Annotated in this window: 24 protein-coding genes; 15 read left to right on the top strand and 9 right to left on the bottom strand. The window is 54.5% G+C overall.

The window, feature by feature from the left end:
• Nucleotides 1–19: 19 nt before the first annotated feature.
• Entirely contained in the window at nt 20–556 is a 537-nt protein-coding gene (gene gntK / locus VH86_RS07215) for a gluconokinase (protein ID WP_038649722.1), read from the top strand.
• Between the two features lie 2 nt (nt 557–558).
• A complete protein-coding gene (gene gntU / locus VH86_RS07210; RefSeq protein ID WP_038643662.1) occupies nt 559–1899 on the top strand; it encodes a gluconate transporter in 1341 nt (446 codons plus the stop codon).
• A 168-nt stretch (nt 1900–2067) separates the two neighbouring features.
• On the opposite strand, the gene VH86_RS07205 is transcribed toward gntU, so the two are convergent.
• The 6 genes from VH86_RS07205 to VH86_RS07180 all read right to left on the bottom strand — a co-directional run bounded on the left by VH86_RS07205 (nt 2068) and on the right by VH86_RS07180 (nt 8500).
• Nucleotides 2068–3693, bottom strand: a complete 1626-nt coding sequence (locus VH86_RS07205; RefSeq protein ID WP_038643660.1) for a Na/Pi cotransporter family protein — start codon at nt 3691–3693, stop codon at nt 2068–2070.
• 180 nt (nt 3694–3873) lie between these two features.
• Nucleotides 3874–4866: an ABC transporter ATP-binding protein gene (locus VH86_RS07200; protein WP_045832393.1), complete on the bottom strand. Its 993-nt coding sequence runs from the start codon at nt 4864–4866 to the stop codon at nt 3874–3876.
• A 2-nt stretch (nt 4867–4868) separates the two neighbouring features.
• Complete coding sequence (locus VH86_RS07195; RefSeq protein ID WP_034826980.1) at nt 4869–5654, bottom strand: ABC transporter permease; 786 nt, start codon at nt 5652–5654, stop codon at nt 4869–4871.
• 3 nt (nt 5655–5657) lie between these two features.
• Nucleotides 5658–6506, bottom strand: a complete 849-nt coding sequence (locus VH86_RS07190) for an ABC transporter permease subunit (RefSeq protein WP_038643654.1) — start codon at nt 6504–6506, stop codon at nt 5658–5660.
• Nucleotides 6506–7315, bottom strand: coding sequence for an alkaline phosphatase family protein (locus VH86_RS07185; protein ID WP_038643652.1), 810 nt, complete (start codon nt 7313–7315; stop codon nt 6506–6508). Before VH86_RS07185 ends, VH86_RS07190 begins: the two co-directional genes overlap by 1 nt.
• A gap of 123 nt (nt 7316–7438) precedes the next feature.
• Nucleotides 7439–8500, bottom strand: a complete 1062-nt coding sequence (locus tag VH86_RS07180; protein ID WP_045832392.1) for an ABC transporter substrate-binding protein — start codon at nt 8498–8500, stop codon at nt 7439–7441.
• A 223-nt stretch (nt 8501–8723) separates the two neighbouring features.
• On the opposite strand from VH86_RS07180, the gene VH86_RS07175 reads away from it, so the two are divergent.
• The 4 genes from VH86_RS07175 (at nt 8724) to ubiA (ending at nt 11403) form a co-directional block, all read left to right on the top strand.
• Complete coding sequence (locus tag VH86_RS07175) at nt 8724–9422, top strand: UTRA domain-containing protein (RefSeq protein ID WP_045832391.1); 699 nt, start codon at nt 8724–8726, stop codon at nt 9420–9422.
• Nucleotides 9423–9492: 70 nt separating this feature from the next.
• Nucleotides 9493–9903, top strand: a complete 411-nt coding sequence (gene psiE / locus VH86_RS07170) for a phosphate-starvation-inducible protein PsiE (RefSeq protein ID WP_034826969.1) — start codon at nt 9493–9495, stop codon at nt 9901–9903.
• Nucleotides 9904–9993: 90 nt separating this feature from the next.
• On the top strand, nt 9994–10512 hold the full coding sequence (gene ubiC, locus VH86_RS07165; RefSeq protein WP_045832390.1) for a chorismate lyase: 519 nt from the start codon (nt 9994–9996) through the stop codon (nt 10510–10512).
• Between the two features lie 24 nt (nt 10513–10536).
• On the top strand, nt 10537–11403 hold the full coding sequence (ubiA, locus tag VH86_RS07160; protein ID WP_197079598.1) for a 4-hydroxybenzoate octaprenyltransferase: 867 nt from the start codon (nt 10537–10539) through the stop codon (nt 11401–11403).
• A 63-nt stretch (nt 11404–11466) separates the two neighbouring features.
• On the opposite strand, the gene plsB is transcribed toward ubiA, so the two are convergent.
• Nucleotides 11467–13890 (bottom strand): glycerol-3-phosphate 1-O-acyltransferase PlsB, encoded by a 2424-nt coding sequence (gene plsB, locus VH86_RS07155; RefSeq protein ID WP_045832389.1) that lies wholly within the window; start codon nt 13888–13890, stop codon nt 11467–11469.
• Between the two features lie 127 nt (nt 13891–14017).
• On the opposite strand from plsB, the gene VH86_RS07150 reads away from it, so the two are divergent.
• From VH86_RS07150 to VH86_RS07135, 4 genes are all read left to right on the top strand, one after another.
• On the top strand, nt 14018–14386 hold the full coding sequence (locus VH86_RS07150) for a diacylglycerol kinase (RefSeq protein ID WP_038643641.1): 369 nt from the start codon (nt 14018–14020) through the stop codon (nt 14384–14386).
• Nucleotides 14387–14491: 105 nt separating this feature from the next.
• A complete protein-coding gene (gene lexA, locus VH86_RS07145) occupies nt 14492–15106 on the top strand; it encodes a transcriptional repressor LexA (protein WP_034826962.1) in 615 nt (204 codons plus the stop codon).
• Nucleotides 15107–15232: 126 nt separating this feature from the next.
• A complete protein-coding gene (gene dinF, locus VH86_RS07140) occupies nt 15233–16555 on the top strand; it encodes an MATE family efflux transporter DinF (protein WP_045832388.1) in 1323 nt (440 codons plus the stop codon).
• A 164-nt stretch (nt 16556–16719) separates the two neighbouring features.
• Nucleotides 16720–16932: a CsbD family protein gene (locus VH86_RS07135; RefSeq protein WP_034826959.1), complete on the top strand. Its 213-nt coding sequence runs from the start codon at nt 16720–16722 to the stop codon at nt 16930–16932.
• 65 nt (nt 16933–16997) lie between these two features.
• Here the strand turns inward: VH86_RS07135 and zur are convergent, their stop codons facing one another.
• The gene (gene zur / locus VH86_RS07130) at nt 16998–17519 is read right to left on the bottom strand and encodes a zinc uptake transcriptional repressor Zur (RefSeq protein WP_045832387.1); all 522 of its coding nucleotides are present in this window, start codon (nt 17517–17519) and stop codon (nt 16998–17000) included.
• Nucleotides 17520–17971: 452 nt separating this feature from the next.
• Here zur and traF point away from each other — a divergent pair, with 452 nt between their 5' ends.
• Entirely contained in the window at nt 17972–19222 is a 1251-nt protein-coding gene (traF, locus tag VH86_RS07125; protein WP_045832386.1) for a conjugal transfer protein TraF, read from the top strand.
• A gap of 119 nt (nt 19223–19341) precedes the next feature.
• On the opposite strand, the gene VH86_RS07120 is transcribed toward traF, so the two are convergent.
• Nucleotides 19342–20235, bottom strand: a complete 894-nt coding sequence (locus VH86_RS07120) for a LysR substrate-binding domain-containing protein (protein ID WP_038643637.1) — start codon at nt 20233–20235, stop codon at nt 19342–19344.
• A gap of 183 nt (nt 20236–20418) precedes the next feature.
• On the opposite strand from VH86_RS07120, the gene VH86_RS07115 reads away from it, so the two are divergent.
• The 4 genes from VH86_RS07115 to VH86_RS07100 are packed head-to-tail and all read left to right on the top strand — an operon-like array spanning nt 20419 to nt 24532.
• The gene (locus VH86_RS07115) at nt 20419–21279 is read left to right on the top strand and encodes a transketolase (protein WP_045832385.1); all 861 of its coding nucleotides are present in this window, start codon (nt 20419–20421) and stop codon (nt 21277–21279) included.
• Entirely contained in the window at nt 21276–22280 is a 1005-nt protein-coding gene (locus VH86_RS07110; RefSeq protein ID WP_034826946.1) for a transketolase family protein, read from the top strand. Before VH86_RS07115 ends, VH86_RS07110 begins: the two co-directional genes overlap by 4 nt.
• Before the next feature lie 20 nt (nt 22281–22300).
• The gene (locus VH86_RS07105; RefSeq protein WP_045832384.1) at nt 22301–23158 is read left to right on the top strand and encodes an NAD(P)-dependent oxidoreductase; all 858 of its coding nucleotides are present in this window, start codon (nt 22301–22303) and stop codon (nt 23156–23158) included.
• 48 nt (nt 23159–23206) lie between these two features.
• Nucleotides 23207–24532 (top strand): MFS transporter, encoded by a 1326-nt coding sequence (locus VH86_RS07100; RefSeq protein WP_034826943.1) that lies wholly within the window; start codon nt 23207–23209, stop codon nt 24530–24532.
• Nucleotides 24533–24541: the final 9 nt, after the last annotated feature.

Here is a 24541-nt window from a genome sequence, read left to right as displayed (position 1 = left end):
ACTGCCGGAGCGCAAAACCATGACCACGCCATCTCCATCGCACCACGTCTTTATCCTGATGGGCGTTTCCGGCAGCGGAAAGTCTGCCGTCGCTAATCAGGTTTCTCATCAGTTGAGCACGGCATTTCTGGATGGCGATTTCCTCCATCCGCGCAGCAACATCATGAAAATGGCCGACGGTCATCCGCTGGATGATAACGATCGCCAGCCGTGGCTGCAGGCGCTGAATGATGCCGCGTTCGCCATGCAGCGCACCCAGGCTATTTCGATTATCGTCTGCTCGGCGCTGAAAAAGTCCTACCGCGACATCCTGCGTCAGGGCAACCAAAACCTGAAATTCATCTATCTGAAGGGCGATTTCGAAACCATCGAATCGCGTCTGAAAGCACGTAAAGGTCACTTCTTTAAGCCGCAGATGCTGGTGACGCAGTTTGAGACCTTGCAAGAGCCTGGGGCTGACGAGCCCGATGTACTGGTGGTTGATATTAATCATTCACTGGATGAAGTCGTTGCGGCCACGGTTGCGACCATCGAGGAAGCAATCAACAAGGGTTAGTGATGAGTACCGCAACGCTGGTGTTAACTGCAGCAGGCTCCGTCCTGCTGCTGCTGTTTTTGGTGATGAAGGCGCGTATGCACGCCTTTGTCGCCCTGATGTTAGTCTCAATTGGTGCCGGTCTGTTCTCTGGCATGCCGCTGGATAAAATTGCTGACACCATGCAAAAAGGCATGGGCGGAACGCTCGGATTTCTCGCCATCGTGGTGGCATTGGGCGCGATGTTCGGCAAAATCCTGCATGAAACCGGCGCAGTCGATCAAATCGCTATCCGCATGCTGAAAGCCTTTGGTGAAAACCGGGCGCACTACGCGATGGGGATTGCCGGATTGATCTGCGCGCTGCCGCTGTTCTTTGAAGTGGCGGTGGTCTTGCTGATTAGCATCGCTTTTGCCGTGGCGCGTCGCACCCATGGCAACTTAGTGAAGTTGGTCATTCCACTGTTTGCCGGTGTGGCGGCCTCAGCGGCGTTTCTGCTGCCGGGACCGGCCCCGATGCTGCTGGCTTCCCAGATGCACGCTGATTTTGGCTGGATGATCCTGCTTGGCCTGTGTGCGGCGATTCCCGGTATGCTGATTGCGGGACCGCTGTTTGGTAACTTTATTGCCCGTCACGTCAGCTTCAGTGCGCCGCCAGAAGACCATCAGCCTGAAATTGAAGAGGGTAAACTGCCATCGTTTGGCTTCAGCCTGGCGTTGATCCTGTTCCCGCTGCTGCTGGTGGGTCTGAAAACCATCGGTGCGCGCTTCACCACACCGGATTCACGCCTCTACGAGTGGCTGGAGTTTATCGGCCATCCGTTTACGGCGATCCTGCTGGCGTGTCTGGTGGCGATTTACGGTCTGGCCTATCGCCAGGGGATGGACAAAGAGAAGGTGATGCAAGTGTGCGGCAGCGCACTGCAACCGGCCGGCATTATTTTGCTGGTGATCGGTGCGGGCGGTGTGTTCAAGCAGGTGCTGGTGGATTCTGGCGTCGGTCCGGTATTGGGCCATGCGCTCACTGGCGCCGGGATGCCGATTGCGCTGGCGTGCTTTATCCTCTCTGGTGCGATCCGTGTGATTCAGGGCTCGGCGACCGTGGCCTGTCTGACGACTGTGGGCCTGGTCATGCCGGTGATTGAACCGCTGCACTACAGCGGCGCGCAGCTGGCGGCGCTGTCGATCTGCATCGGGGGTGGCTCCATCATTATTAGTCACGTCAACGATGCCGGTTTCTGGCTGTTTGGCCGTTTCACGGGCGCCACTGAAGGTGAAACGCTGAAAACCTGGACGCTGATGGAAACCATTCTTGGTACCACCGGTGCCATTGTCGGGATGATCGCGTTCACTTTGCTGTCGTAAGATTTTTCAGGTGCGCCGCAATGCGCACCCTATTAAATCCCCCTATCCGCACGGAAGGTTGCCATTGATGGCGACCTGACCGAATAGCACAGCCGGTTGGTCGCGCCTGTATGACGATGTGGCTGAATCCCGCAGCCGTTGATCATCGCAGTCATGCCAGGCTGTTGGTTAATCCTCATCCCGCTCATCATCCGGCTGATCCAGCACCGTATACGCCACCGCACAGAATAGCGAGTTCAGACGCTTCATATCCCCCAGCAGCCCTAAATGCAGGGAACTGGTTTCGATGCTCTGCACGTTCTGTTGATGTAAGCGCTCAACGTGTGCATGAGAGAAGCGGCGAATCAGGATGCGGAAGCGGTGTTTGGAACGGCGCAGGCGTTTGGCGCTGGTGAGGTCTTTAGACAAAAATACCGACAGACTCAGGCGTAAATTATTCAGCACCTGCTCCTGCAAAGTATTTAACTCTCCTAATCCTTCGGCGGAGAATGCGCGCCGGGCCTGCAATGACTTATCGGCCACATCGGCGCACATGCGCTCGATGATATCGCCCGCTTGCTCCAGGTTGAGCGCCATCTCAATAATCTCTGCCCAGCGACGTGAATCCTCTTCTGGCAAATCTTCTTTCGGCATGCGTGCCAGATAGAGTTTGATAGCGGTATACAGCACGTCAACATCATCATCCAACCGCCGCACCACACGCTCTTCTCGTAGCTCACCGTGAACCACTTTGTTGAAAGACTCCATCATCTGTTCAACCACATCGCCTATACGGAGCGTTTCCCGCGATGCGTTCGCCAGTGCCAATGCCGGTGTATCCAGTGCGCTGCTATCAAGATGCCTGGGCTTTAAGTGAACCTGGTTTTCTGGGTCATCGGCAATCATGCGTCGGCACAAGCTCGCCATGGGACCGGTAAATGGCACCATCACCAGACAACGAAGCAGGTTGTAAAACACGTGGAAGAAGATCACCAACTCCTCGTCATTCACCGGCAACTTATCGAGCACATCAGCGATGAAATCGACGAAAGGCAAAATAACCAGGCTACCGATCAATTTGAACAGCAAGCTGCCGAGTGCCACGCGTTTACCTGCAGCATTGGAACCGCTGGCATTGATCATCGCCAGTAAACCACTGCCGAGATTGGCGCCAATCACCAGGCACAGCGCGACTTTGAACGAGATGACCCCGGTGGCCGTGAGCGTGGCGGTGATCAGTACAGCAGCAAGACTGGAGTAGCTGATGATCGCGAATACGGCACCCAGCAGTGCATCTAACATGACATCGCCAGTCAGCGTGGAGAATAAAACCTGCACACCTGCCGCTTGAGTGATGGGTTTGGCGGCGGCGACAATCAGTTGCAAGGCCAGCAGAATCAATCCAAGGCCAATCGCGGCGCGCCCCATTTGTCCGGCCCGCGTCTGCTTACGGCTGAGGAAGAACACCACACCAAAGAAGATGAAGAGCGGCGATAGCCAGGAGAGGTCGAAGGTCAGGATACGCGCCATGATGGCGGTACCGACATCGGCACCGAGCACCACCACCAGCGCAGGCGTCAGGCTCACCAGATTCTGTGCGACAAACGAGGTGACGAGCAGGGTGGTGGCATTGCTGCTCTGCACCAGCGCGGTGACGCCAATCCCGGCGAGAAACGCCATCGGCTTCTTTTCCACGCTGCGGCTGAGCACCCGCCGCAAATCGGCGCCGTACACGCGCATGATGCCGGTGCGCACAATGTGCGTGCCCCACACCAGCAGGGCCACGGCAGATAATAGATTGAGCAGGGTCAACACGTCGGGCGGTTCCTTATCCTCAGACTTTCATTGCACCAACTGCAAGCCTGTGGGTGAGCACCGAAGTGGCGGGCGCACCGTAGCGCGACCACGGGCAGCCTACAGGCCGCCTCGACAACGATTAACAGGCTGCGTTAATGCTGAATACTGCCGCGTTGCCTTGCCAATTTTTCGTTAAATTTAAGCAACCTGGCGCAACGTCGACATCTCTAACTGTAGACCAATTTGCATGCCAGATGGGTGCAAATCTGCCACGCTGCGGTTCAGCACATCGACGGATAACTCCACGCTATTCGCCACTACGCGATAGCGAATGACATTACCCAGCAGGCTGTAACTGAGAATAGTGGCTGGAATGCCATCCTGCGGTGCACTCAAGCGGATTGACTCAGGTCGAATCGCTACCTGACCCGTGAATGTCTGGCCGGTGAGCTGCGTTGCCTGCTCCGCACTCAGCAGGTTGTAGTTGCCGATAAACCCGGCGGCAAACAGGTCGGCTGGTTGCGTGTAGAGTGCTTCAGCGTTGCCGTTTTGCACGATCTTGCCACGGTTCATCAGCACGATGCGATCCGACAGCGTCAGCGCCTCTTCCTGATCGTGGGTAACGAAAATCGTGGTGAGCTTTAACTCCTGCTGAATGTTGCGGATCTGTTCGCGCAGATGGCGGCGGATACGCGCATCCAGTGCGGAGAGCGGCTCATCCAGCAACAGCAAACGAGGGCGCGTGACCAGGGAGCGCGCTAAGGCAACACGCTGGCATTGTCCGCCAGAAAGCTGGTGCGGATAACGGCGGGCAAAATCGGTCAGTTCGACCAGTGCCAGCGCTTCCATAACGCGTTTCTGAATATCGCCGCCTGGCAGTTTCTGCATTTTCAGGCCAAACGCCACGTTCTTCTCCACCGTCATGTTGGGGAACAGTGCGTAGCTCTGAAACACCATGCCGATAGTACGTTTTTGCGGTGGCAGCGGCACGATATCCTGACCCTGCAGCAGAATTTTGCCGCTATCGACATCGGTCAAACCGGCGATGCAGCGCAGCAGCGTCGATTTGCCGCAACCGCTCGGGCCGAGCAGGGTGACAAACTCGCCTTCATCGGCGCTGAAATCGATATTTTCAAAGATGCTGGTGGGGCCGTAGCTTTTGTTCAGCTGGGTGACATTCAGATAACTCATGGTCAGCCTCGTTCAGGATTGAGGGCATTCGCCAGCCAGGTGACCAGCAGGACGACAGCAAAATAGGAGATCACCAGCGCACTGGTAAAGTGGCCGCTGCCGTTACGCATATTGTAGAGATACACCTGTAAGGTTTCATAGCGGGTGCCGACTAACAGGTTAGCGAACACAAACTCACCTATCAGGAAAGAGAAAGAGAGCAACACCGCGATAAACACGCCTTTGCGCAGGTTGGGCAATACCACAAACAGTGCTGCCTGCCAGGTGCTGGCACCCAGCAGATGAGACGCATCGATCAGCTCTTTCAGGTTGATCGCCTGCATATTGTTGGCAATGGCGCGGTAGATAAACGGCAGCGCGATGGTGAAATAACAGCCGACCAGAATCCACGGCGTGCCGGTGATCATCAGCGGCGATGACGAGTAAAGCTGCAGCAGGCCAACGGATGACACCACCGGCGGTACGGCAAACGGCATCAGAATCAGCACGTTCATCACCGCGTCCAGCTTCGGATAGTAGTAAGCGATTACAAACATCGCAGGCAGCACCAGCACCAGCGAGAACAACAGCGCACCAAAGCAAATCAGCAGCGAATGGCCGAGCGCGGTCAGAAAACGCGGATCGCTCCACAGTTCAATAAGCCACTTCAGTGTGAAGCCCTGCGGCAGAATAGTGTCACTCCAGTCGGTGGATATGCCGTACAGCAGTGTCGCCAGCAACGGGGCGGCGAGGATGATCAGCAGCAGCCAGATAATCAGGCGATGATAAATTTTTTCCGCGCGAGACACGTTCTACTCCTGTGATTTCGCGTTGAGATAACTGCGGCGCACCAGATACTGCTGCACCACGGTAATCAGCGCCATAATGAACACCAGCAACATTGCCAGCGCACCGCCGGTATTCGGATCGAGCGAGATATCACCCGACACCAGCGCAGCAATTCGCACTGGCACCACGTTAAAGTTACCGGTGGTCAGCGCATAAATGGTGGCGTAAGCGCCCAGGGCATTGGCCAGCAGGATGACGAAAGTCCCTAACAGCGCCGGGAACAGGATGGGCAAACCAATATGCCACCAGTAACGCCAGCGGCTGGCACCGAGCAGCGCGGCTGACTCTTCCCAATCTTTGCGTAAGCCATCAAACGCCGGATAGAGCAGCAGAATGCCAAGTGGGATCTGGAACCAGGTGTAAACCAGCACCATGCCGTCACGCGAGAACAGTTTGAATCCTTCCAGCATGCCGAAGTGGCGCAGCAGCAGCGTCAGACAGCCATTCATGCCCAGCAGAATCACGAAGGCAAACGCCAGCGGCACGCCGGCGAAGTTACTGGTCATGTTGGTGAAGGACATCAGGAAGCGCTGAAAACGACCGCTGCCCAACTGATGCAGGGAATAGCCGGCAAACAGCGAAATCAGCAGGCCGTAAATGCTCGACCAGATGGAGATATCCAGCGACAGGCGAAATGCCTGCAGATAAAACGGCGAAGTGAGGATATCGGTGTAATTGTCGATACCCCAGCGCTCGTTCATGTCGCTCCAGAAGCTGTTAATGGCAATCCACAACAGCGGCGCGAGCTGGAAGGCGACCCAGAAAAAGGCGAACGGCAGCAGTAACAGTGTGGCGAGGGTTTTGCCCTTCATTAACGCGGCCCCGCCAGCAAACCGTGACACACGGGTTTGTCGTGTTCAATGCCGAGCAGCGTGCAGACAATACCGCACAGTTCGATCTGCTGCGGTTCGAGATCGGGCTGACGTGAGAAGCCTGCACCAAACACAAACAGCGGCACCTGCGTCTCTTCCGGTAAAATACCGCCGTGTGAACGGTCATCGTTCATGCCGTGGTCGGCGGTGACGATCACCTGATAGCCCGCGGCGAGCCAGCCGGGCATCCACTGTGACAAATAGCCATCAGCCATTCGTGCGCGGTTGCGGTATTGCGGCGATGACAGGCTATGTTTATGCCCGGCATCGTCAATATTCATCGGGTGGATCAGTAAAAAGTCCGGATCGTGGTTCAGACGCAGGCTCTCAGCATCTTCAAACAAGTGGGAATCCGGATAACTGTCGTCCCAGTAAAAGTGGCCATATTGGATCGGCAAATCGGGGGCGACGGTGTGGCGATCACGCGCATTGTTGAACGGGGATTGGTTATACAGCTCACTGACCCAGTGATAGGCGGCAGCGGCCGTGGTTAAACCGGCGGCGCGGGCGTAATGGAAGATGCTGCGCTGATTGCTCAGGCGATTGACGCCGTTATGTATAATGCCGCTCTCTACCGGCGGAATACCGGTCAAAATGCACTCGTATAGCGGGCGCGATAGCGAAGGCAGCTCGCAGGTGAGCGTGTAGTATTGGCCATTACCCTGTTTGCATTCGGCAAACAGATAGCCCATAGCATGCTGTGCCACCTGATTGCTCAGGCCATCCAGTACCACCAGGATTGTCTTCATTCCCGTTCCTTACATCATTCAAATTGCGAGCACTGTGCATAGCGGCGCAACGTATTGCGTGTCGATGCGCAGCGTTGTCGCTACAGATCGATGCGCGACATCGCGCCGCCAGGGGAGTGCAAATTACTGCTTCATATTGATAATCACGTTCTCTTGCCACAGGCGCGGCAGCATTTTTGACGTCTTATCCCATGCGGCCTGGTCTTTGATTGGGCGGGCATTTTTGTACTCAGACTGCGGCAGCAGTTTGGCCTGTACGTCAGCTGGCAGGGTCAAATGTTCAGCACGAATTGGACGCGCATAACCTTTCGCCAGGTTGATCTGACCTTCATCAGACAGGATGTATTCGCGCGTCAGTTTGGCGGCGTTCGGGTGCTTAGCGTATTTGTTGATAATGGTGGTATAGCCTGAAATCACGGAGCCATCAGACGGGATCACCACTTCATAGCGGTTTTTGTCGATCTGATCGCGGTAATTCAGACCGTTGAAGTCCCATACCACGGCAACCTGAATTTCGCCTTTCTCGATGTTGGCAATCACCGGATCGGTCACGCCCAGACGGCCCTCTTTGGCCAGTTCGCCAAAGAAGTTCAACGCTGGCTTCAGGTTCTTCTCATCACCACCCAGTGCGTAGTTCGCGGCCAGAACGCCGTTAGCAGCCTGAGCAGCCACGCCGACATCACCGATAGTGACCACATACTTACCTTTCTTCAGATCGGCCCAGCTGTGTGGCGCATCTTTCACCTGCTGTTTGTCGATTAGGAAGGCGATGGTGCCGGTGTAAGCCAGCATCCAGTTGCCTTCGCTATCTTTTGCCCAGCTCGGAATCTGATCCCAATGCGTCGGTTTGTACGGTTGTGCCAGACCTTTGGTCACAGCGACCGGACCGAACGCGGCGCCCACATCACCGATATCGGCGCTGGCGTTTTCTTTCTCTGCATCAAATTTAGCCAGCTCCTGCGCCGATGACATATCGGTATCGCTGTGCTTCAGGCCATATTTGCTGTTGATGTCATTCCATGTGTCTTTCCAGTTCGCCCAGCTGTCTGGCATACCGACGCTGTTGACCTGGCCCTCAGCACGCGCGGCTTTTTCCAGCGCGGCAAGGTCGTTATCGGCAGCGTGCGCGGCGGGCAGCGCAAGCAGTACGGCACTGGCTACTACAGAGGAGATAAACGCTTTCATCTCGATTGCTCCGGGTGTAAGTTGTGGGACGTCTTGGTCTAGTCCAGCAAGAACCGAGCCAATGTAGCCCGATCAGATGAAGGTTTTATGACCATGGTGGTGAAATGTGGTGTGACGCGCAGCTCCACATGCGGATACAGCGCGCGAAAGCGTGGGATATGCCTGTCATATTGTAGTCATCGAACTGTCATAGTGCAGAATTGCCCCAAAATGAGGCTAAAAAATGTCGTCAAAAACGGTGGATGTGATTGCTACGGCGCTGAGTGAACGCATTGAAAACGGTGAATTTGCCAGCGGGCGTTTACCGGCAGAACGCAGTTTGAGTGAATTCTATTCCACCACGCGCATTACCTTGCGTGAGGCGCTGGGCTTGCTGGAAGCGCAGGGCATTATTTACCGTGAACTGCGTCGAGGCTGGTTTCTCGCACCGCCAAGGCTGGTGTATAACCCGGCCCATCACAGCCACTTTCATGCCATGGCGGCCGAACAAGGGCGTATCGCCCTCACTGAAGTGATTGAGGCGCGGGAAGTCCCGGCACAGTTGGTGATTGCGCGGCACTTACAGCTATTAGAAAGCGATAGCGTTTTTCGCATTCGCCGCCTGCGACGTATCGATGGCCGCGCGGTGTTGTATGTCGAGCATTACCTCAATCCGGCTTTTTTTCCTGGCCTGCTGGAAGAAGACCTGACCCGCTCGCTCACCGACCTCTACGATCAGCGTTATGGCATTCGTTACGGCGGCGCACGCTTTACCATTCTTCCTGGCCCATTACCGGCGCGCGCTGCACCGGCACTTAATGTCGCCAGCGGCACTCCCGGATTACTGATTACCCGTATCAACCGCGATCAACATAAACGGGTGATCGACTGTGACTGTGAATACTGGCGTTATGACACGCTCTGTGTGGATGTTGATGTGTAGCATATTGTGATTTCGATCACACTACAGCATGATAGCCTCAGAGAGTTTCCGTACTTTGAGGCGCATAAAAATGACAACAAAATCAGCGATGGGGCAGCTTATTGCTTCAGTTTTACAATGGGTTCTGAATATTGGTTTGGTGACGCTGGCTGTCATCCTGGTGGTCTTCCTTGGCAAAGAGACAATCCATTTAGCCAATGTGCTGTTCAGCACCGGTGAGCAGGCGTCGTCCTACCTGCTGATCGAAGGCATTGTGATCTATTTTCTTTATTTTGAATTTATTGCGCTGATCGTGAAGTACTTCCAGTCCGGCTATCACTTTCCGCTGCGTTATTTCATCTATATCGGCATCACCGCAATCATTCGTCTGATAATCGTTGACCACAAAAACCCGTTCGACACGCTCTATTATTCAGCGGCGATTTTAATTCTGGTGGTCACGCTGTGGTTAGCCAATAGCAATCGCTTAAAGCGCGAATAATTCCCCTTCTGTCGGGTGTGGCACAACCAGCAGTGCCACGCCCGATTCTCTGCGTTAAACTAGGGCAACTTTTTCTCCGGAGATGTCCTGATGTCGCATCACGCGCTGCGCCAGTTACTCGCACTGCATTGGCTGCCAGCCACTTCCCCCTTGCTTTCACCCCCTCTGCTTGACTGGTTGCTGGAGGAAGACTCCATGACGCGTCGCTTCGAGCAGCATTGCCAGCAGGTGACGGTGGAACTGATCCGCGAAAGCTTTATTACCGCTGACGAGATGGCGCCAGAAGCGGAATTCCTGCCCGCCGATGAGCGCTTTTGGTTACGTGAAATCGTGCTGTGCGGCGATGGCGAACCCTGGTTGATTGGGCGAACCGTGGTGCCAGAAAGCACGTTGAACGGCCCGGAGCAGATGTTGCAAAATCTTGGCACCCGTCCGCTGGGGCGCTATCTTTTCGCCTCCTCGACACTGAGCCGCGATTTTATCGATCCCGGTCAGGTGGATGATCTGTGGGGACGTCGCTCGCGCCTGCGTTTATCAGGCAAACCGCTGCTGCTAACTGAACTGTTTTTACCAGCGTCGCCGTTGTACCGCGTGCTGAATCAAGGATAAAGGATTGTGGAAAAAACCTTAACCATGACCAAATGGCAGGCTTATCGGCGCCTGATGCGCATTGATAAACCGATTGGCACGCTGTTGCTGCTGTGGCCCACAATGTGGGCACTGTGGTTATCAGGCATGGCGGTGCCGCCTTTGTCTGTGCTGGTGGTATTTGTGCTCGGCGTCATTGTGATGCGTGCCGCGGGTTGCGTGATCAATGATTATGCGGACCGTAAGGTGGATGGTCATGTCAAACGGACCGCATCGCGTCCGCTGGCGAGCGGCGTGGTGACGGAGAAAGAGGCCAAAATCCTGTTTGTCGTGCTCGGGTTACTGGCATTTGCGCTCGTGCTGACCATGAACCGTATGACGATTTTGCTGTCATTTGGTGGCCTGGCACTGGCATGGGTCTATCCGTTTATGAAGCGCTACACCCATTTACCCCAGGTGGTATTGGGAGCGGCATTCGGCTGGGCGATTCCAATGGGTTGGGCGGCAGTTAGTGAGTCCTTACCTCTTGTTTGCTGGCTGGTGTTCTTCGCGAATATCTGCTGGACGGTGGCTTATGACACGCAATACGCGATGGTTGATCGTGATGACGACCTGAAGATTGGCGTGAAATCCACGGCGATTCTGTTCGGTCGTTTCGATAAGTTGATCATCGGCTTATTGCAGTTGGCCACGCTGGGGCTGATGGCGCTAGTTGGATTGATGTTGCATCTGAACGGTGCGTTTTACTGGTCACTGCTGGTGGCGGGCGGCTTCTTTGTGTATCAACAAAAGCTGATTGCTCAACGTGAACGCGATCCTTGCTTCCAGGCCTTTCTGAATAATAACTATGTTGGTCTGGTGCTGTTTATCGGCGTACTTCTCAATACTCAGCCATTTATTGACCTGTTTTAAGTGGTTGATGCCATAAAAAAGGCGACCCGTTGAGGGTCGCCTTTCTGTTTTTTATGCCCGATGTTATTCGTGAGCTACCGCACTTTCAATGGTCAGACGGACATCACTGGTCACCAGCTCTGCCAGCATCTGCCACATAATGTGGGTGCGTTCCGCATCGGCATCGCCTGAATCACTGATGTAGCCTTCATCACGCAGTGACAGCACCAGCGCGGTAAACACCGCTTTGTCGAAGAACTCTGGCGCGTTAATGCCATGCAACACAGACAAACGCTGCGCCAGCGTGCGGCTCTCTTTCTCCAGCGTGCCGCGGTTGATCGTCGGCTTGGCACTCAGAATGGCGAAGGTGATGGCAAAACGCTGCAGCGTTTCACGGATACCGGCAGCCAGCAGTTGTAATGAACGATGGCGGGCCGGATTCATGCGTAACTGCCCATCATGCTCGGTAATCAGGCCTTGTCGTGCCATCTCAGCACAGAGGGCATTCAGCACGCCTGGCAGCTCTGCGTTATCCCAGCGCAGGAACAGCTCACTCTTCAGCATCGGGTAAACCAGACTCACCTGACGCAGCAACTCCGCCTCACTGATCTCACGATGCTGCTGCACAATAGCGGCAATCAGCGATGGCATGACCAGCATGTGGTGAATGTTATTGCGATAATAGGTCATCAGGACGGCCTGCTCGCGCGGCAGAATGATGATGTCACCAATGCTGTCTTTTTCCGTCTCGAACTTATTCATGCCCATGGCGTGATCAAGCAGCGCTTCGGCAGTCATATCCGGCACGGTGGCTTCCGGCGAATAAGGCACGTTACGCAGCAGCTGGGTATAGCATTCCAGTTGCTCAATCAACTGTTCACGCGTCAAAGAGCGCTGACGTGAAGCCAGCAACGCGGTGACGCACAGGTTCATGGCATTGGCGGCACCGGCTTCGTTGATACGCACCATCAGACGTGCCGCGATGTCATTCACAGTCGGCGTCATCCATGCCGGACGCAGTGGCTCAATCGGATCGATCGCATCGCGCCATTCCGGCACGTTTTTGTTCAGGTAGTTCATCAGCGGCAAGGGTTCGCCGAAGTTGACGTAGCCCTGACCAAGATTGCGCAGTTTACGTAAGCCACGCACCATCTGCAGGAAGCTTTCTTTCTCTTTGGCCGCACCACGTAACTCTTTGGCGTAAGTACCCACTTCCATGACGTGTTCATAGCCGATGTAGATTGGAACGAACGTAATCGGGCGGCTACCGCCACGCAGCATGGCTTGCAACGTCATCGACAGCGTGCCGGTTTTAGGATCCAGCAGTCGGCCCGTGCGTGAGCGCCCGCCCTCAACGAAATACTCGACTGAATATCCGCGGCTGAACAACTCGCCCAGGTATTCACGGAACACCGTGGAATAGAGTTTGTTGCCCTTAAAGGTACGGCGGATAAAGAAAGCACCCAAACGACGGAAAATCGGACCTGCTGGCCAGAAGTTCAGGTTGATGCCGGCCGCGATGTGTGGCGGCACCAGGCCCTGATGGTAGAGCACGTAAGAGAGCAATAAATAGTCCATGTGACTGCGATGGCAGGGCACATACACAATTTCGTGACCATCTTGCGCCAGCTGACGCACACGCTCGCCACCGTTGACGTTGATGCCCTGATAAAGACGGCTCCACAGCCAGCCCATCACGCGGTCTGTGACGCGAATGGCCTCATACGAGAAGTTCGCTGCGACCTCTTCCATCATCTCAACGGCATTCTGCTGGGCTTTCTCGTGCGAGATTTTTTTGCTGCGCGCTTCATCTTCAACCGCTTTTTCAATCGCTTTGGATTGCAACAGCTTGTTGAACAGATCCTGACGTGCGGGCAGACGTGGCCCGACTGCAGCCAGACGCTGACGCGCGAAGTGAATGCGTGCCACACGTGCCAGCTTCTGGGCAATCGACTTATCAGTGCCGTGCTCGGTCGCCATCTGGCGCAGGGAAACGGTCGGTGAGAAGCGCACAAAGCTGTCACGTCCATGCCACAAAATGGCGAAGAATTTCTCTACACCATTAAGGATGCGCAGATGCGGCGTATCTTCACCCTGGATTTCACGTCCTGGCGCGCGGCCAAACATGACCGCAACCGGTAACATCTGGACGTCGAGATCCGGATTACTGCGGTGCAAATCGAGGTAGTCGTGGAATAGCTTCACCGACTCAGGATTGGCAACGAAATAGGGGAATACGCGTGGGCCATCGTGAATAAACACGTGACGCGGCAATAGCGTGCCGTCGATCTCCAGCGGAGCCAGCGGATCGGGCAGATCATGTTTCAGGCACTGCGCCCGGAGAGTGAGCAGGTCAGCCTTTGAATCATAAGGCAAAACATACATCACTGGACGCGTCGGATCGATCCCGTGTTCTGAGACAGGATCGGTCGGAATGACCTTACTCTTTACCAAAAAAGAGAGTGGTAAATTCAATAGTTTGTAATAAAGTTTACGCCAACCTGACATAGACAACTTAAAGCCTCTTGTTAGCAAAGCGCGGCAAGCATACCAGAAAGTGCAACGAAGATCTGTGGCTTACACGACCTCAGACAGCCCACATATTGACGCCAAATCACATCAAGGGTTCCAAAGCATGGCAAATAACGTCACCGGTATTCAAAGAATAGTGAATGCAGCCGGTTATTCCTGGCAGGGCTTGCGCGCCGCCTGGCAACATGAAGCCGCATTTCGTCAGGAAGCCATTGCCGCACTGGTGGCGATTGTGGTGGCCTGCTGGCTGGATGTTGATGCGATTTCCCGTGTGCTGATGATTGGCTCCGTGGTGCTGGTGATCATCGTTGAAATCCTGAATAGCGCCATCGAAGCGGTGGTGGATCGCATTGGGCAAGAGCGCCATCCTTTAGCCGGACGAGCAAAAGATATGGGCTCAGCGGCGGTATTGCTGGCTATCTTACTGGCTCTGTTTGTCTGGATCGCGCTGCTCTGGTCGCATTTGCGATAGGTATTCCAGAATCTTCAAACCGCTGATTTTTCCCTCTGTTTTGGTTTTCATTTCGCCAATACCTGTATATACTCACAGCGACTGTATAAACAACCAGGGGGCGGGATGAAAGCGTTAACCACCAGGCAGCAACAGGTCTATGATCTGATTCGCGACCACATTAACCAGACCGGCATGCCGCCAACGCGTGCGGAAATTGCTGCGCAACTGGGTTTTCGCTCGCCCAATGCTGCGGAAGAACACCTAAAAGCACTGGCGCGTAAAGGCGTCATCGAGATTGTATCCGGCGCATCTCGCGGCATCCGCCTGCTAATGGAAGAAGAAGTCTCCGAAGGGTTACCGCTGATCGGTCGCGTGGCCGCCGGTGAGCCGCTGCTGGCGCAAGAGCACATCGAAGCGCACTATCAGGTTGATGCCAATCTGTTTAAACCTACCGCCGATTTTCTGCTGCGCGTGAGTGGTATGTCGATGAAAGATATCGGGATTATGGATGGCGACTTGCTTGCAGTGCATAAAACCCAGGAAGTCCGTAATGGTCAGGTTGTGGTGGCGCGTATTGATGATGAAGTGACCGTCAAGCGCTGGAAAAAGCAGGGTGCCATTGTGCATTTGCTGCCAGAAAACACCGAATTTCAGCCGATTGTGGTCGATACCCGTGAGCAGGCTCTGACCGTTGAAGGTCTGGCTGTGGGCATCGTACGTAACGGCGAATGGCTTTAATCTCTCGTTGAATTCCCCCGCTGCGGTTGGTCACTGTACTGACCGCAGTCTGATACACTGATTTTCCTCCTCAGGCTGATTGCCGGTTAATGGTCCGATTGGCCAGCGCAACAATGGAACGGGCGAATGCGGCTGTTTTCCTCTTCAGATAAAGCATTGTGGCGGCTGGCGCTGCCGATGATTCTCTCCAATATTACCGTTCCGCTGCTCGGTGTCGTCGATACGGCAGTGATTGGCCATCTCGATAGTCCTATTTACCTCGGTGGCGTGGCGGTAGGTGCAACGGCGACCAGTTTCATCTTTATGTTGTTGCTGTTCCTGCGCATGAGCACCACGGGTTTGACTGCGCAGGCGTATGGCGCGAACGATAAAACCGCCCTGGCGCGGGCGTTGACGCAACCTCTGTTGATCGCCCTGGTGGCGGGCGTGCTGTTTTTATTACTGCGCGCGCCCTTCAGTTTGGTCGCAGCCTCATTAATGGGCGGCAGCCCGGAAGTGCAGCACCAGGCACAAATTTTTATCAACATTCGCTGGCTTAGCGCACCGGCGACCTTAGCCAATCTGGTGATTTTAGGCTGGTTGCTCGGCGTGCAATATGCGCGAGCGCCGATGGTGCTGCTCATTGTCGGTAACCTGGTGAATATCCTGCTCGATCTCCTGTTTGTGCTGAAGCTTCACTGGGGCGTTGCGGGTGCGGCGGCGGCAACGGCGGTGGCAGAGTACGTCACGCTGGGAGTGGGGTTATGGATGGTGGTACGTGTGCTTAAGTTGCGTGGCATTTCTTTCAATCTGCTAAAACAGAGTTGGCGTGGTGATGCGGCACGCCTGTTCCGGCTCAACCGCGACATCATGCTGCGTTCGCTTATGGTGCAAATCTGTTTCGCGTCACTCACCTTGCTGGGCGCGCGTTTAGGGCCAGATGTTGTTGCGGTGAATGCCGTACTGCTGATGTTCCTGACGTTTACGGCCTATGCGCTGGATGGTTTTGCCTATGCCGTGGAGGCCTGCTCCGGTGAAGCGGTGGGAGCGCGAGATCGAAGTCGCTTATTACTGATTTGGCATGCTGCCTGCCGTCAGGCCGGTATCGTTGCCCTGGCGTTCGCCGCCATCTATGCGGTAACCGGCCCTCAAATTGTGGCGTTGCTCACCTCGCTTGAGCCACTGCGAGAGATGGCCGATCGTTATCTTGGCTGGCAGGTGATTCTGCCGCTGATCGGTGTCTGGTGTTATCTGCTGGACGGTATGTTTATCGGCGCCACGCGTGGGCGTGAAATGCGCAACAGCATGGTGATGGCGGCAGTGGGTTATGGGCTTGCCTTACTGACACTCCCGTGGCTCGGCAATCACGGCTTATGGCTGGCGGTGACGGTGTTTCTTGCCTTGCGTGGCTTGACGCTCTGGTGGATGTGGCGACGTCACTGGCGACACGACAGCTGGTTCACTGTTTGAATAAGCGAAGCGTAAACTACAGATTATTCTGTATTTTTTTGCGCAATCCTATCTGGCTACTATAATTATCTCAAACGGCGCAATTGAGTAGCGCGTTGTGTGGGTGATTTCCTGATTTATTAGGTAATCATCGCATCTCACTCAGGATGATGTGGAGGATTATGATGAACAAAGACGAAGCGAGCGGTAACTGGAAGCAGTTTAAAGGGAAAATGAAAGAGAAGTGGGGCAAGCTGACAGATGACGATATGACGGTCATCGAAGGTAAACGCGATCAGCTTGTGGGTAAAATTCAGGAACGCTACGGCTATGCGAAAGACCAGGCCGAAAGTGAAGTGAAAGACTGGGAAAGTCACAATAAAGATTACCGCTGGTAACCGAAATTAAGGAAGATGCTCCTACCCCGCCGATCACCCGTCGGCAAGGCACAAGGAAGTGCCACTCACCCTTTTCTCACTCTCTTTTTCGTATCAACCTCATGATCGTGATCGCAGCTATCGTGATGATTGCACGCTGCGACCTCTGCGCAGTTCTCGCACAAACCATGGGCTTCAATAACCGTGTGGCGCAGTGAGAATCCGGCCTGATCGGCCAATCCCGAAATAATCTTTTCTACGCCGTGTGCGTGTTTTTCACTGACTGCCGCACAACCATCACACACCAGCATCACCGAAGTATGCGCAGGCTCATCGAAATGATGGCAAACCACATAGCTGTTATTCGATTCAACACGATGAATAAAACCCTGCTCCAACAGAAAATCCAACGCGCGGTAAATGGTCGGAGGTTTAGCCTGTGGCTCGCTGATGCGGAGTTGATCCAGCAGATCGTAAGCACTGATCGAACCATTCTGCTCAGCCATTAAACGCAGCACTTCAGCGCGTTGAGTGGTCAGGCGCACGCCGCGTTCAAGGCAAAGGGATTCTGCCTGAGTAAGCAGTTGGGCGGGCGTGAGGTTTGACATAAGTGTTCTCCAGATTGCAGGCGATGTTATTTTATCACACAAACTTTTACCCTGCTGTGATTGCTTTTTACCCGGTTAAAGTCCAGGAAAAATCTCGTTAATCAATAAATTAACTTAACCTTCCTGTTGTGCTGATAAAACTGCTCATTTCAGACCCTCCAACAGATCAGTCATATAGCGTAATTATCACGCTATTTTTGCTTTGCAACTCACCGGGTTAGCGTCTAAGGTTCAAAAGGCCTTAAGTAATATCTGGCATCAATTTAGGCTTTGTTCATTTTTCTGCATAATTAAACAGCAGAATGGTGTGGTTGTATCCAATTCTGCGAACAGCAGTGCTATTTCCTTTTAATTCACAGCAATGATGCGTTAGCCAGGGTTCAGAATAGCGGCTAACTAAACTGTTTCGTTTCTGAGTTATTCAGCGACATTTCAAAGGTGATGGCAGGCTCATGGTGAAGACATTATTCAGGCACAAAAAAGTAGCTTATCTTGTTGGTTTGAATGCAGTATTTCTTTCTTCTTCAGCTCTGGCAGCAGGTACATGGTATGACGCGCGTAACGATGCCATGGGTGGCACCGGCGTCGCTTCGTCAACCTGGAGTTCAGCGGTGCTGGCTAACCCGGCATTGATGACCAAAGCCAAACCTGAAGATAACGTCAGCGTCATATTCCCTTCAGCCGGTGTACAGGTTACCGACAAAGACAAATTAATTAACAAAGTTGATGACATCACGGACAGTGTTGATCGTTATAAACAACTGATTGATGATTTCGATTTTGCTGATTATCTCAGAGGTTACCCGGAGCTGAAGGCTGCGGCAGGCGATATGGCCAATCAGCTTCAAGATTTGAAAGGTAATAAAGCTAACGGCACTGCGGGAGTCGCTTTTGCCGTCACTGTTCCAAACGATACGCTGCCCTTTGCCTTTATTACTAAAGCCTACGGCACGGCACATGTGCGCGCCAATGTGGTTGATAGCGACATCACCTATCTGCGTGGTGTCGCGGATGGGAGCATCACGCCAAGGCCGGGCGATCAGGATAACCTGCGTTCGAGCGGCAATGGCCTTGCGGCGTTAGTCACCGATTATGGCGTCTCCGTTGCACATGAATTTGATGTCGCTGGCCATCCGGTCTCTGTGGGCGTGACACCAAAGCTGCAAAAAACCTGGCTGTATAACTACACCGCCAGTATTTATAACTTTGATAAAAGTAATATCAACAACAGCCAATACCGCAGTTCCGATACCGGCTTCAACATTGATGCAGGCATCGCGACCGACTTTGGTGAGCATTGGACGTTGGGTGTGACAGGGCAGAACCTGATCTCACGCGACATCGACACCAAAACAGTGGAAGGCTACCGCGATACCTATCAAATCCGTCCGCTGGTCACGTCAGGTCTGGCCTGGAACTACGGCGCGTTCACCCTGGCAGGCGATGTTGATTTGACGCAAACCAAGCGTTTCAAATCGGAAGAAAGCAGCCAATATGCGGGAGTGGGTGCCGAGTATCGCGTGCTGGATTGGTTAGCATTGCGCGCGGGTTATCGTGCGGATATGAAATCAAATGATGCCAATGTGTTTACCGCAGGTCTGGGCGTTTCACCGTTTAACAACACGGTGCATCTGGATCTTGCTGGTTCAGTGGGTGACGATAATACCTGGGGCGGCATGCTGCAGCTCGGATTTAACTTCTAATTGCGTCATTTCACATCACGCTAACATTCACCCTGAAATGGCGTGAACATGCTCACAAAAACAGGTCGCCATTGGCGGCCTGTTTCATTATTGGGCGCGGAATTTGTGATCGTTATCAATCAGCGAAGCTGTGCCAGATTCAACTGGGAAAGTAGCCAATCTTTAAAGCTATCTAACGCGAAGTGGCGATGCTGATGCCGTGGGAACACCAGGTAATGGCCGATATAGTGAATCTCCTGGGTGGTCTCAATCAGCGGACAAACTAAGCGCCCACTGGCAAGCTCTCGTTCTGCTAATAATTTGGATTCCAGCACCACCCCCAGACCATCAACGGCAGCGGCAATCGCCATAAAACTGCGGTCAAAGCGCAAACCATAATGGCGCGGGGGCGTCAGGTGATTGGCTTCAAACCAGCCCTTCCATTGGTAGAGCTGCACATCGCACTGAATCAACGATTGGTGATAGAGGTCCTCCGGGCAGCGAATGCGTGCGGCAATCTCTGGTGAGCAAAGCGGTGTTAACTCCTCCACGGCCAGCGGGATTTTCTCGTAAGGCGAAGGACGTGGCTCGCCATAAACAATATCTAAATCATAGTCATCCTGCTCAAAGCGCGCATATTCGGTGCTGGCTGAAAGACGCAGATCAATATGTGGATGCGCGGCAATAAAGCTTCCGAGACGGGGTAATAGCCACTGATGGGCAAAGCTTGGCGCGGTGTGCAGACGCAGTGGTCGCGATTCATCAGCGGTGACCAGCGAAAGCCCACGCTGCATCTCATCAAATCCCCGCTGGATGTGTTCCAGCAAGATTGCCCCTTCTTTGGTTAGCATGATTTCGCGCGTACTGCGCTGAAACAGGCGCGTGTCGAGCGTCTCCTCCAGCTTACGAATCGCATGACTAATGGCGCTAGGCGACAAATCTAACTCTTGCGCTGCGGTGGTAAATGCTCCTGTACGGCCTGCGGCTTCAAACGCGCGCAACAGCGAAAGTGGGGCTTTTTTTAATAATGTCATTTGTGAATCCCATTCAACAGTTGATGCATTTTTTGCTTTTGTCGGCAGAGGTCAAGGCTGAGTAATCTGCTGCTAAACGGCAAGCAGGTGAAAATGGCACGTGAATCCGCTGCAGCTTTCACCATTACAGATCGCTCTTCTGCTTGCCAACTCTGCTGATTTTCTCTTCTTTCAGGAACAGATATGACGACTCTTGCAGAACCGGAATTGAGCCTTACACAGCGGCTGTCACAGCACGCTTATCGTATTCGTCGCTACGCGTTGCAAATGGGCGAAGTACAGGGGCAAGGCTATATCGGCCAGGCTCTGGGACTGGCTGATATGCTGGCTGTGGCATGGTGCCATGCGATGAATTACCGCGCGGATGAACCCGAATGGGAAGGCCGCGATCGTTTCCTGCTGTCCCACGGTCACTATGCGATTGCACTTTATGCGGCGCTGATTGAAGCGGGCGTGATTCCTGTGGAGGAGCTGGAAACGTATGGATCTGATGATAGTCGCTTACCGATGTCGGGCATGGCTACCTACACGCCAGGCATGGAAATTTCAGGTGGATCGCTCGGACAGGGGCTGACGATTGGTGTCGGTATGGCATTGGCATTGCGTCATAAAGGAAATCCGGCTTTTGTTTACAACTCGATGTCTGATGGCGAACTGGATGAAGGGGCAACCTGGGAAGCCGCGATGGGAGCGGCACATCATCAACTGAGTAATTTGATCGTCTTGGTGGATATCAACCAGCAACAGGCAGATGGCCCCTCTGGCAAGGTCATGGGGTTTGAACCGCTGGCAGATAAGTGGCAGGCGTTTGGCTGGCATGTACAGCGTGTGGATGGCAATGACATTGCTGCTGTGAAGCAGGCATTTGATCGGGCACGCGCGTTAAACGAACCCAAGCCGCGCGTCATTCTGCTGGACACGCTAATGGGTAAAGGGGTGCCATTCCTGGAAGCGCGTGAAAAGAATCATTTTATTCGTGTGGATGCTGACGAGTGGCAACAGGCCATCGCCATCCTCGATCAGGCTCAGGAGGCCACGCAATGAGCAGCATCACCACAGAGAAAAAGCCACGCCTGACAACGTCGGCGATGATTGCCTCCATTGCCGCAGAAGGACAAGCCACGGTTGCTGCGCCCTTTGGTCATGCGCTGGTCAAAGCCGCTGCGACCCGGCCGTCAATCGTTGGGTTGACTGCCGACCTGTCAAAATACACCGATTTGCATATCTTCGCCCAGGCCTATCCAGAACGTCATTTCCAGATGGGCATGGCGGAGCAGCTGTTGATGGGCGCAGCCGGTGGCATGGCGAAGGAGGGCATGACGCCATTTGCTACCACCTATGCGGTGTTTGCCACGCGTCGTGCCTACGACTTTATCCATCAGGTGATCGCGGAAGAGCAGCTAAATGTGAAAATCTGCGCTGCGCTGCCGGGGTTAACCACCGGCTACGGCCCAAGCCATCAGGCCACTGAAGATATCGCGCTGATGCGGGGTATTCCGGGCATGACCATTGTTGATCCTTGTGATGCGCTGGACACGGAACAAGCCGTTGCCGCAATAGCCGATCATCAGGGGCCGGTTTATATGCGTCTGTTGCGCGGTAAGGTGCCGCTGGTGCTGAACGAATACGATTATCAATTCGAACTGGGCAAAGCCAAATTGCTGCGTGATGGCCGTGATGTGCTGCTGATTTCCAGTGGGATTATGACAATGCGCGCACTGGAGACAGCAAAAGCGCTGGCAGCCGATAACGTCGATGTTGCGGTATTGCACGTGCCGACCATTAAGCCTCTGGACACTGAAACCATTATCACCCAGTGCCGGCGTGCCGGGCGTTTAGTGGTAGTGGTTGAGAACCATAGCGTGGTCGGCGGTTTAGGTGAGGCGGTGGCGACCACGTTAATGCATGCGCAGGTCATGCCCGTGTTTCGTCAAATCGGCTTGCCAGATCAGTTCCTGGATGCGGGCGCGCTGCCCACTTTGCACGACCGCTACGGCATTTCCACAGAAGCGATGGTCAGCGCGATTCGCGTCTGGCTGGCATAACGACGCGAAAGGAGAACAGCATGAAGGTGATATTTGTCGGCACCGGGGCAATTGGCGTTCCTATGGCTTGCCAGATTCAGCGTGCGGGGCATGCGGTAATTGGGGTGGATGTGTTTGAAGCGTCGCGTCAGCGTGCTCAGGCGCAGGGGATTGAGGCGGTTAGTCGCATTGCAGAAGCACCTGAAGCGGATGTGGTCGTGGTGATGGTCGCCACGCCACAGCAGTTGCAGGCGCTCGTGGCGGAAGCGCTGCCGCAGGTGGCTGGTCAGCACTGGGTCATCATGTCCACTGTCGGGCCGCAGGCGGTACGTGAGGCGGCCTCTTCATTGATTGCTGCCGGTGCGCAGGTCGTGGATGCACCGGTCACGGGCGGAACCGCCCGCGCCAGCACCGGTGAGTTAGTGATTTTTGCTTCCGGCGCACCTGCCGCCATAGCCTTTGTTGAGCCGGTACTCACAGCCATGGGATCGGTGTCGATCGTGGGTGACGAGGTTGGCGAGGGGCAGGGGATCAAAGTGATCAATCAGCACCTTTGCTCGGTGCATATTGTGGCAGCCGCGGAGGCGCTGAGTCTGGCACAGTCGCTGGGGTTATTACCCGCTCAGGTATTGAAACTGGTCGAGCGCGGCGCGGCGGGATCGTGGATGCTGTCAGATCGTGGTCCGCGCATGCTGGAGGGGACTGATGTGTCGGTCTCCAGCGCCATCAACATCTTTGTCAAAGATAGCGGGTTAGTGGCAGAGGCGGCGACCGCCTGCCACGCTGAGGTTCCGCTGTTACAGGTCGCTCATGCTCGTTATCTGGCGGCAGCAGAAGCCGGATTGGGGCAACGTGATGACAGCAGAGTGATTGAGACCTGGAGCAAACCTGCAAATTAACCGCTCCATCACTGCTGCCCGAAAAATATGATAATACCGGGGTAACACATGAACACGACTTCTGTACCTGCAAACACCCGCGACAATGCGGCGAAAGTCTCTTTCGCCTCAATGATTGGCTCAGCGGTGGAGAGCTATGATTTCTTTATCTATGGCACCGCCGCTGCAGCCTGGTTCGGTAAGATTTTTTTCCACACGCAAGAGCCCATCGTCGGCATTCTGGCGGCATTCGCCACCTTGGCGGTCGGCTTCCTGATGCGCCCGTTTGGCGGTTACCTCGCCGGCCATTTCGGCGATCGCTATGGCCGAAAAACCGTGCTGTTCTGGTCATTACTGGCAATGGGCGGTGCCACCGTACTGATCGGTGCGTTGCCAACCTATGAGCAGGCTGGCGTGCTGGCACCGATCTTGTTGATCTTATTACGCATGATCCAGGGGATCGGATTCGGCGCCGAGTGGGGCGGCGCGGTGTTAATGGCATTTGAGCATGCGCCCGTGAAAAAGCGCGGTTTCTATGGCGCGGTGCCGCAGCTCGGGATCCCGCTCGGCCTGCTGCTGGCGAATGGCTCTTTCCTGCTCTCTGCGGCACTGTTTGAAGGTGATTGGGTGTGGCGCATGCCGTTCCTGATCTCTTTTGTGATGGTGGCCATCGGCATCTTTATTCGAATGCAGGTCGCGGAATCGCCGGAATTCGAGAAAGCCAAAGCAGATAAGCAGATTGTGCAACAACCCGCGCTGGAGGTCATTCGTCGCGACTGGCGTACCATCGTCAAAATTATGGGGCTACGCCTGGCAGAGACGGGTGGCTACTACATCACCACCAGTTTTATGTTGTCCTATGTGGTGCTGGCGGAAATCACAGATACGCGCCATGTGTTATGGGGCACGCTGATTGGTTCAGCGCTGGGGCTCGGCAGCCATCTGCTGTATGGCGCGCTAAGTGATAAGGTGGGACGTCGCCCAATATTCCTCATTGGCGCCATCTTCACCATTCTGTTTGGCATCCCCATGTTTATGCTGATCAATACCGGTGCAGTGATGATGGTGATTGTCGCTGTCGCCCTGTCCCTGCTCTTCAGCCATGACCCGATATTTGCCGTAGAGTCGAGTTGGTTCTCCGAACAGTTTCCGGCTAACGTCCGTTCCTCGGGGATTTCATTGGGCTACAACGGCGCTTCCGTGGTGGCGGGGCTGTTACCGTTCATCGCAACAGGCGTGTATGGCATGGTCGGCTGGATCGGACCGGCGGTGATGTTCTCGTTACTGGGCGTCATTTCAACCTGGGTCGCCTTCAACACACGGGAAACCGCGCCGGTGAAAGTGGGCGAGCCCTCTCTGCCGGCCTCATCAACCTCAACAGCCCCGACGGTGTGAGTGAAATAA

It is taken from the genome of Pantoea sp. BL1 (genome assembly GCF_000963985.1).
GTDB lineage: Bacteria > Pseudomonadota > Gammaproteobacteria > Enterobacterales > Enterobacteriaceae > Pantoea > Pantoea rwandensis_B.
Note: the sequence above shows the minus strand (reverse complement) of the source record. Positions and strands in the feature narration are given on the sequence as shown.

Bases quoted from the DNA above. Each gene is read 5' to 3' on its own strand.
- gntK (WP_038649722.1), top strand. From the start codon at position 20: ATGACCACGCCATCTCCATCGCACCACGTCTTTATCCTGATGGGCGTT.
- gntU (WP_038643662.1), top strand. From the start codon at position 559: ATGAGTACCGCAACGCTGGTGTTAACTGCAGCAGGCTCCGTCCTGCTG.
- VH86_RS07200 (WP_045832393.1), bottom strand. From the start codon at position 4,866: ATGAGTTATCTGAATGTCACCCAGCTGAACAAAAGCTACGGCCCCACC.
- VH86_RS07190 (WP_038643654.1), bottom strand. From the start codon at position 6,506: ATGAAGGGCAAAACCCTCGCCACACTGTTACTGCTGCCGTTCGCCTTT.
- VH86_RS07185 (WP_038643652.1), bottom strand. From the start codon at position 7,315: ATGAAGACAATCCTGGTGGTACTGGATGGCCTGAGCAATCAGGTGGCA.
- VH86_RS07180 (WP_045832392.1), bottom strand. From the start codon at position 8,500: ATGAAAGCGTTTATCTCCTCTGTAGTAGCCAGTGCCGTACTGCTTGCG.
- VH86_RS07175 (WP_045832391.1), top strand. From the start codon at position 8,724: ATGTCGTCAAAAACGGTGGATGTGATTGCTACGGCGCTGAGTGAACGC.
- psiE (WP_034826969.1), top strand. From the start codon at position 9,493: ATGACAACAAAATCAGCGATGGGGCAGCTTATTGCTTCAGTTTTACAA.
- ubiC (WP_045832390.1), top strand. From the start codon at position 9,994: ATGTCGCATCACGCGCTGCGCCAGTTACTCGCACTGCATTGGCTGCCA.
- ubiA (WP_197079598.1), top strand. From the start codon at position 10,537: ATGACCAAATGGCAGGCTTATCGGCGCCTGATGCGCATTGATAAACCG.
- plsB (WP_045832389.1), bottom strand. From the start codon at position 13,890: ATGTCAGGTTGGCGTAAACTTTATTACAAACTATTGAATTTACCACTC.
- VH86_RS07150 (WP_038643641.1), top strand. From the start codon at position 14,018: ATGGCAAATAACGTCACCGGTATTCAAAGAATAGTGAATGCAGCCGGT.
- lexA (WP_034826962.1), top strand. From the start codon at position 14,492: ATGAAAGCGTTAACCACCAGGCAGCAACAGGTCTATGATCTGATTCGC.
- dinF (WP_045832388.1), top strand. From the start codon at position 15,233: ATGCGGCTGTTTTCCTCTTCAGATAAAGCATTGTGGCGGCTGGCGCTG.
- VH86_RS07135 (WP_034826959.1), top strand. From the start codon at position 16,720: ATGAACAAAGACGAAGCGAGCGGTAACTGGAAGCAGTTTAAAGGGAAA.
- zur (WP_045832387.1), bottom strand. From the start codon at position 17,519: ATGTCAAACCTCACGCCCGCCCAACTGCTTACTCAGGCAGAATCCCTT.
- traF (WP_045832386.1), top strand. From the start codon at position 17,972: ATGGTGAAGACATTATTCAGGCACAAAAAAGTAGCTTATCTTGTTGGT.
- VH86_RS07120 (WP_038643637.1), bottom strand. From the start codon at position 20,235: ATGACATTATTAAAAAAAGCCCCACTTTCGCTGTTGCGCGCGTTTGAA.
- VH86_RS07115 (WP_045832385.1), top strand. From the start codon at position 20,419: ATGACGACTCTTGCAGAACCGGAATTGAGCCTTACACAGCGGCTGTCA.
- VH86_RS07110 (WP_034826946.1), top strand. From the start codon at position 21,276: ATGAGCAGCATCACCACAGAGAAAAAGCCACGCCTGACAACGTCGGCG.
- VH86_RS07105 (WP_045832384.1), top strand. From the start codon at position 22,301: ATGAAGGTGATATTTGTCGGCACCGGGGCAATTGGCGTTCCTATGGCT.
- VH86_RS07100 (WP_034826943.1), top strand. From the start codon at position 23,207: ATGAACACGACTTCTGTACCTGCAAACACCCGCGACAATGCGGCGAAA.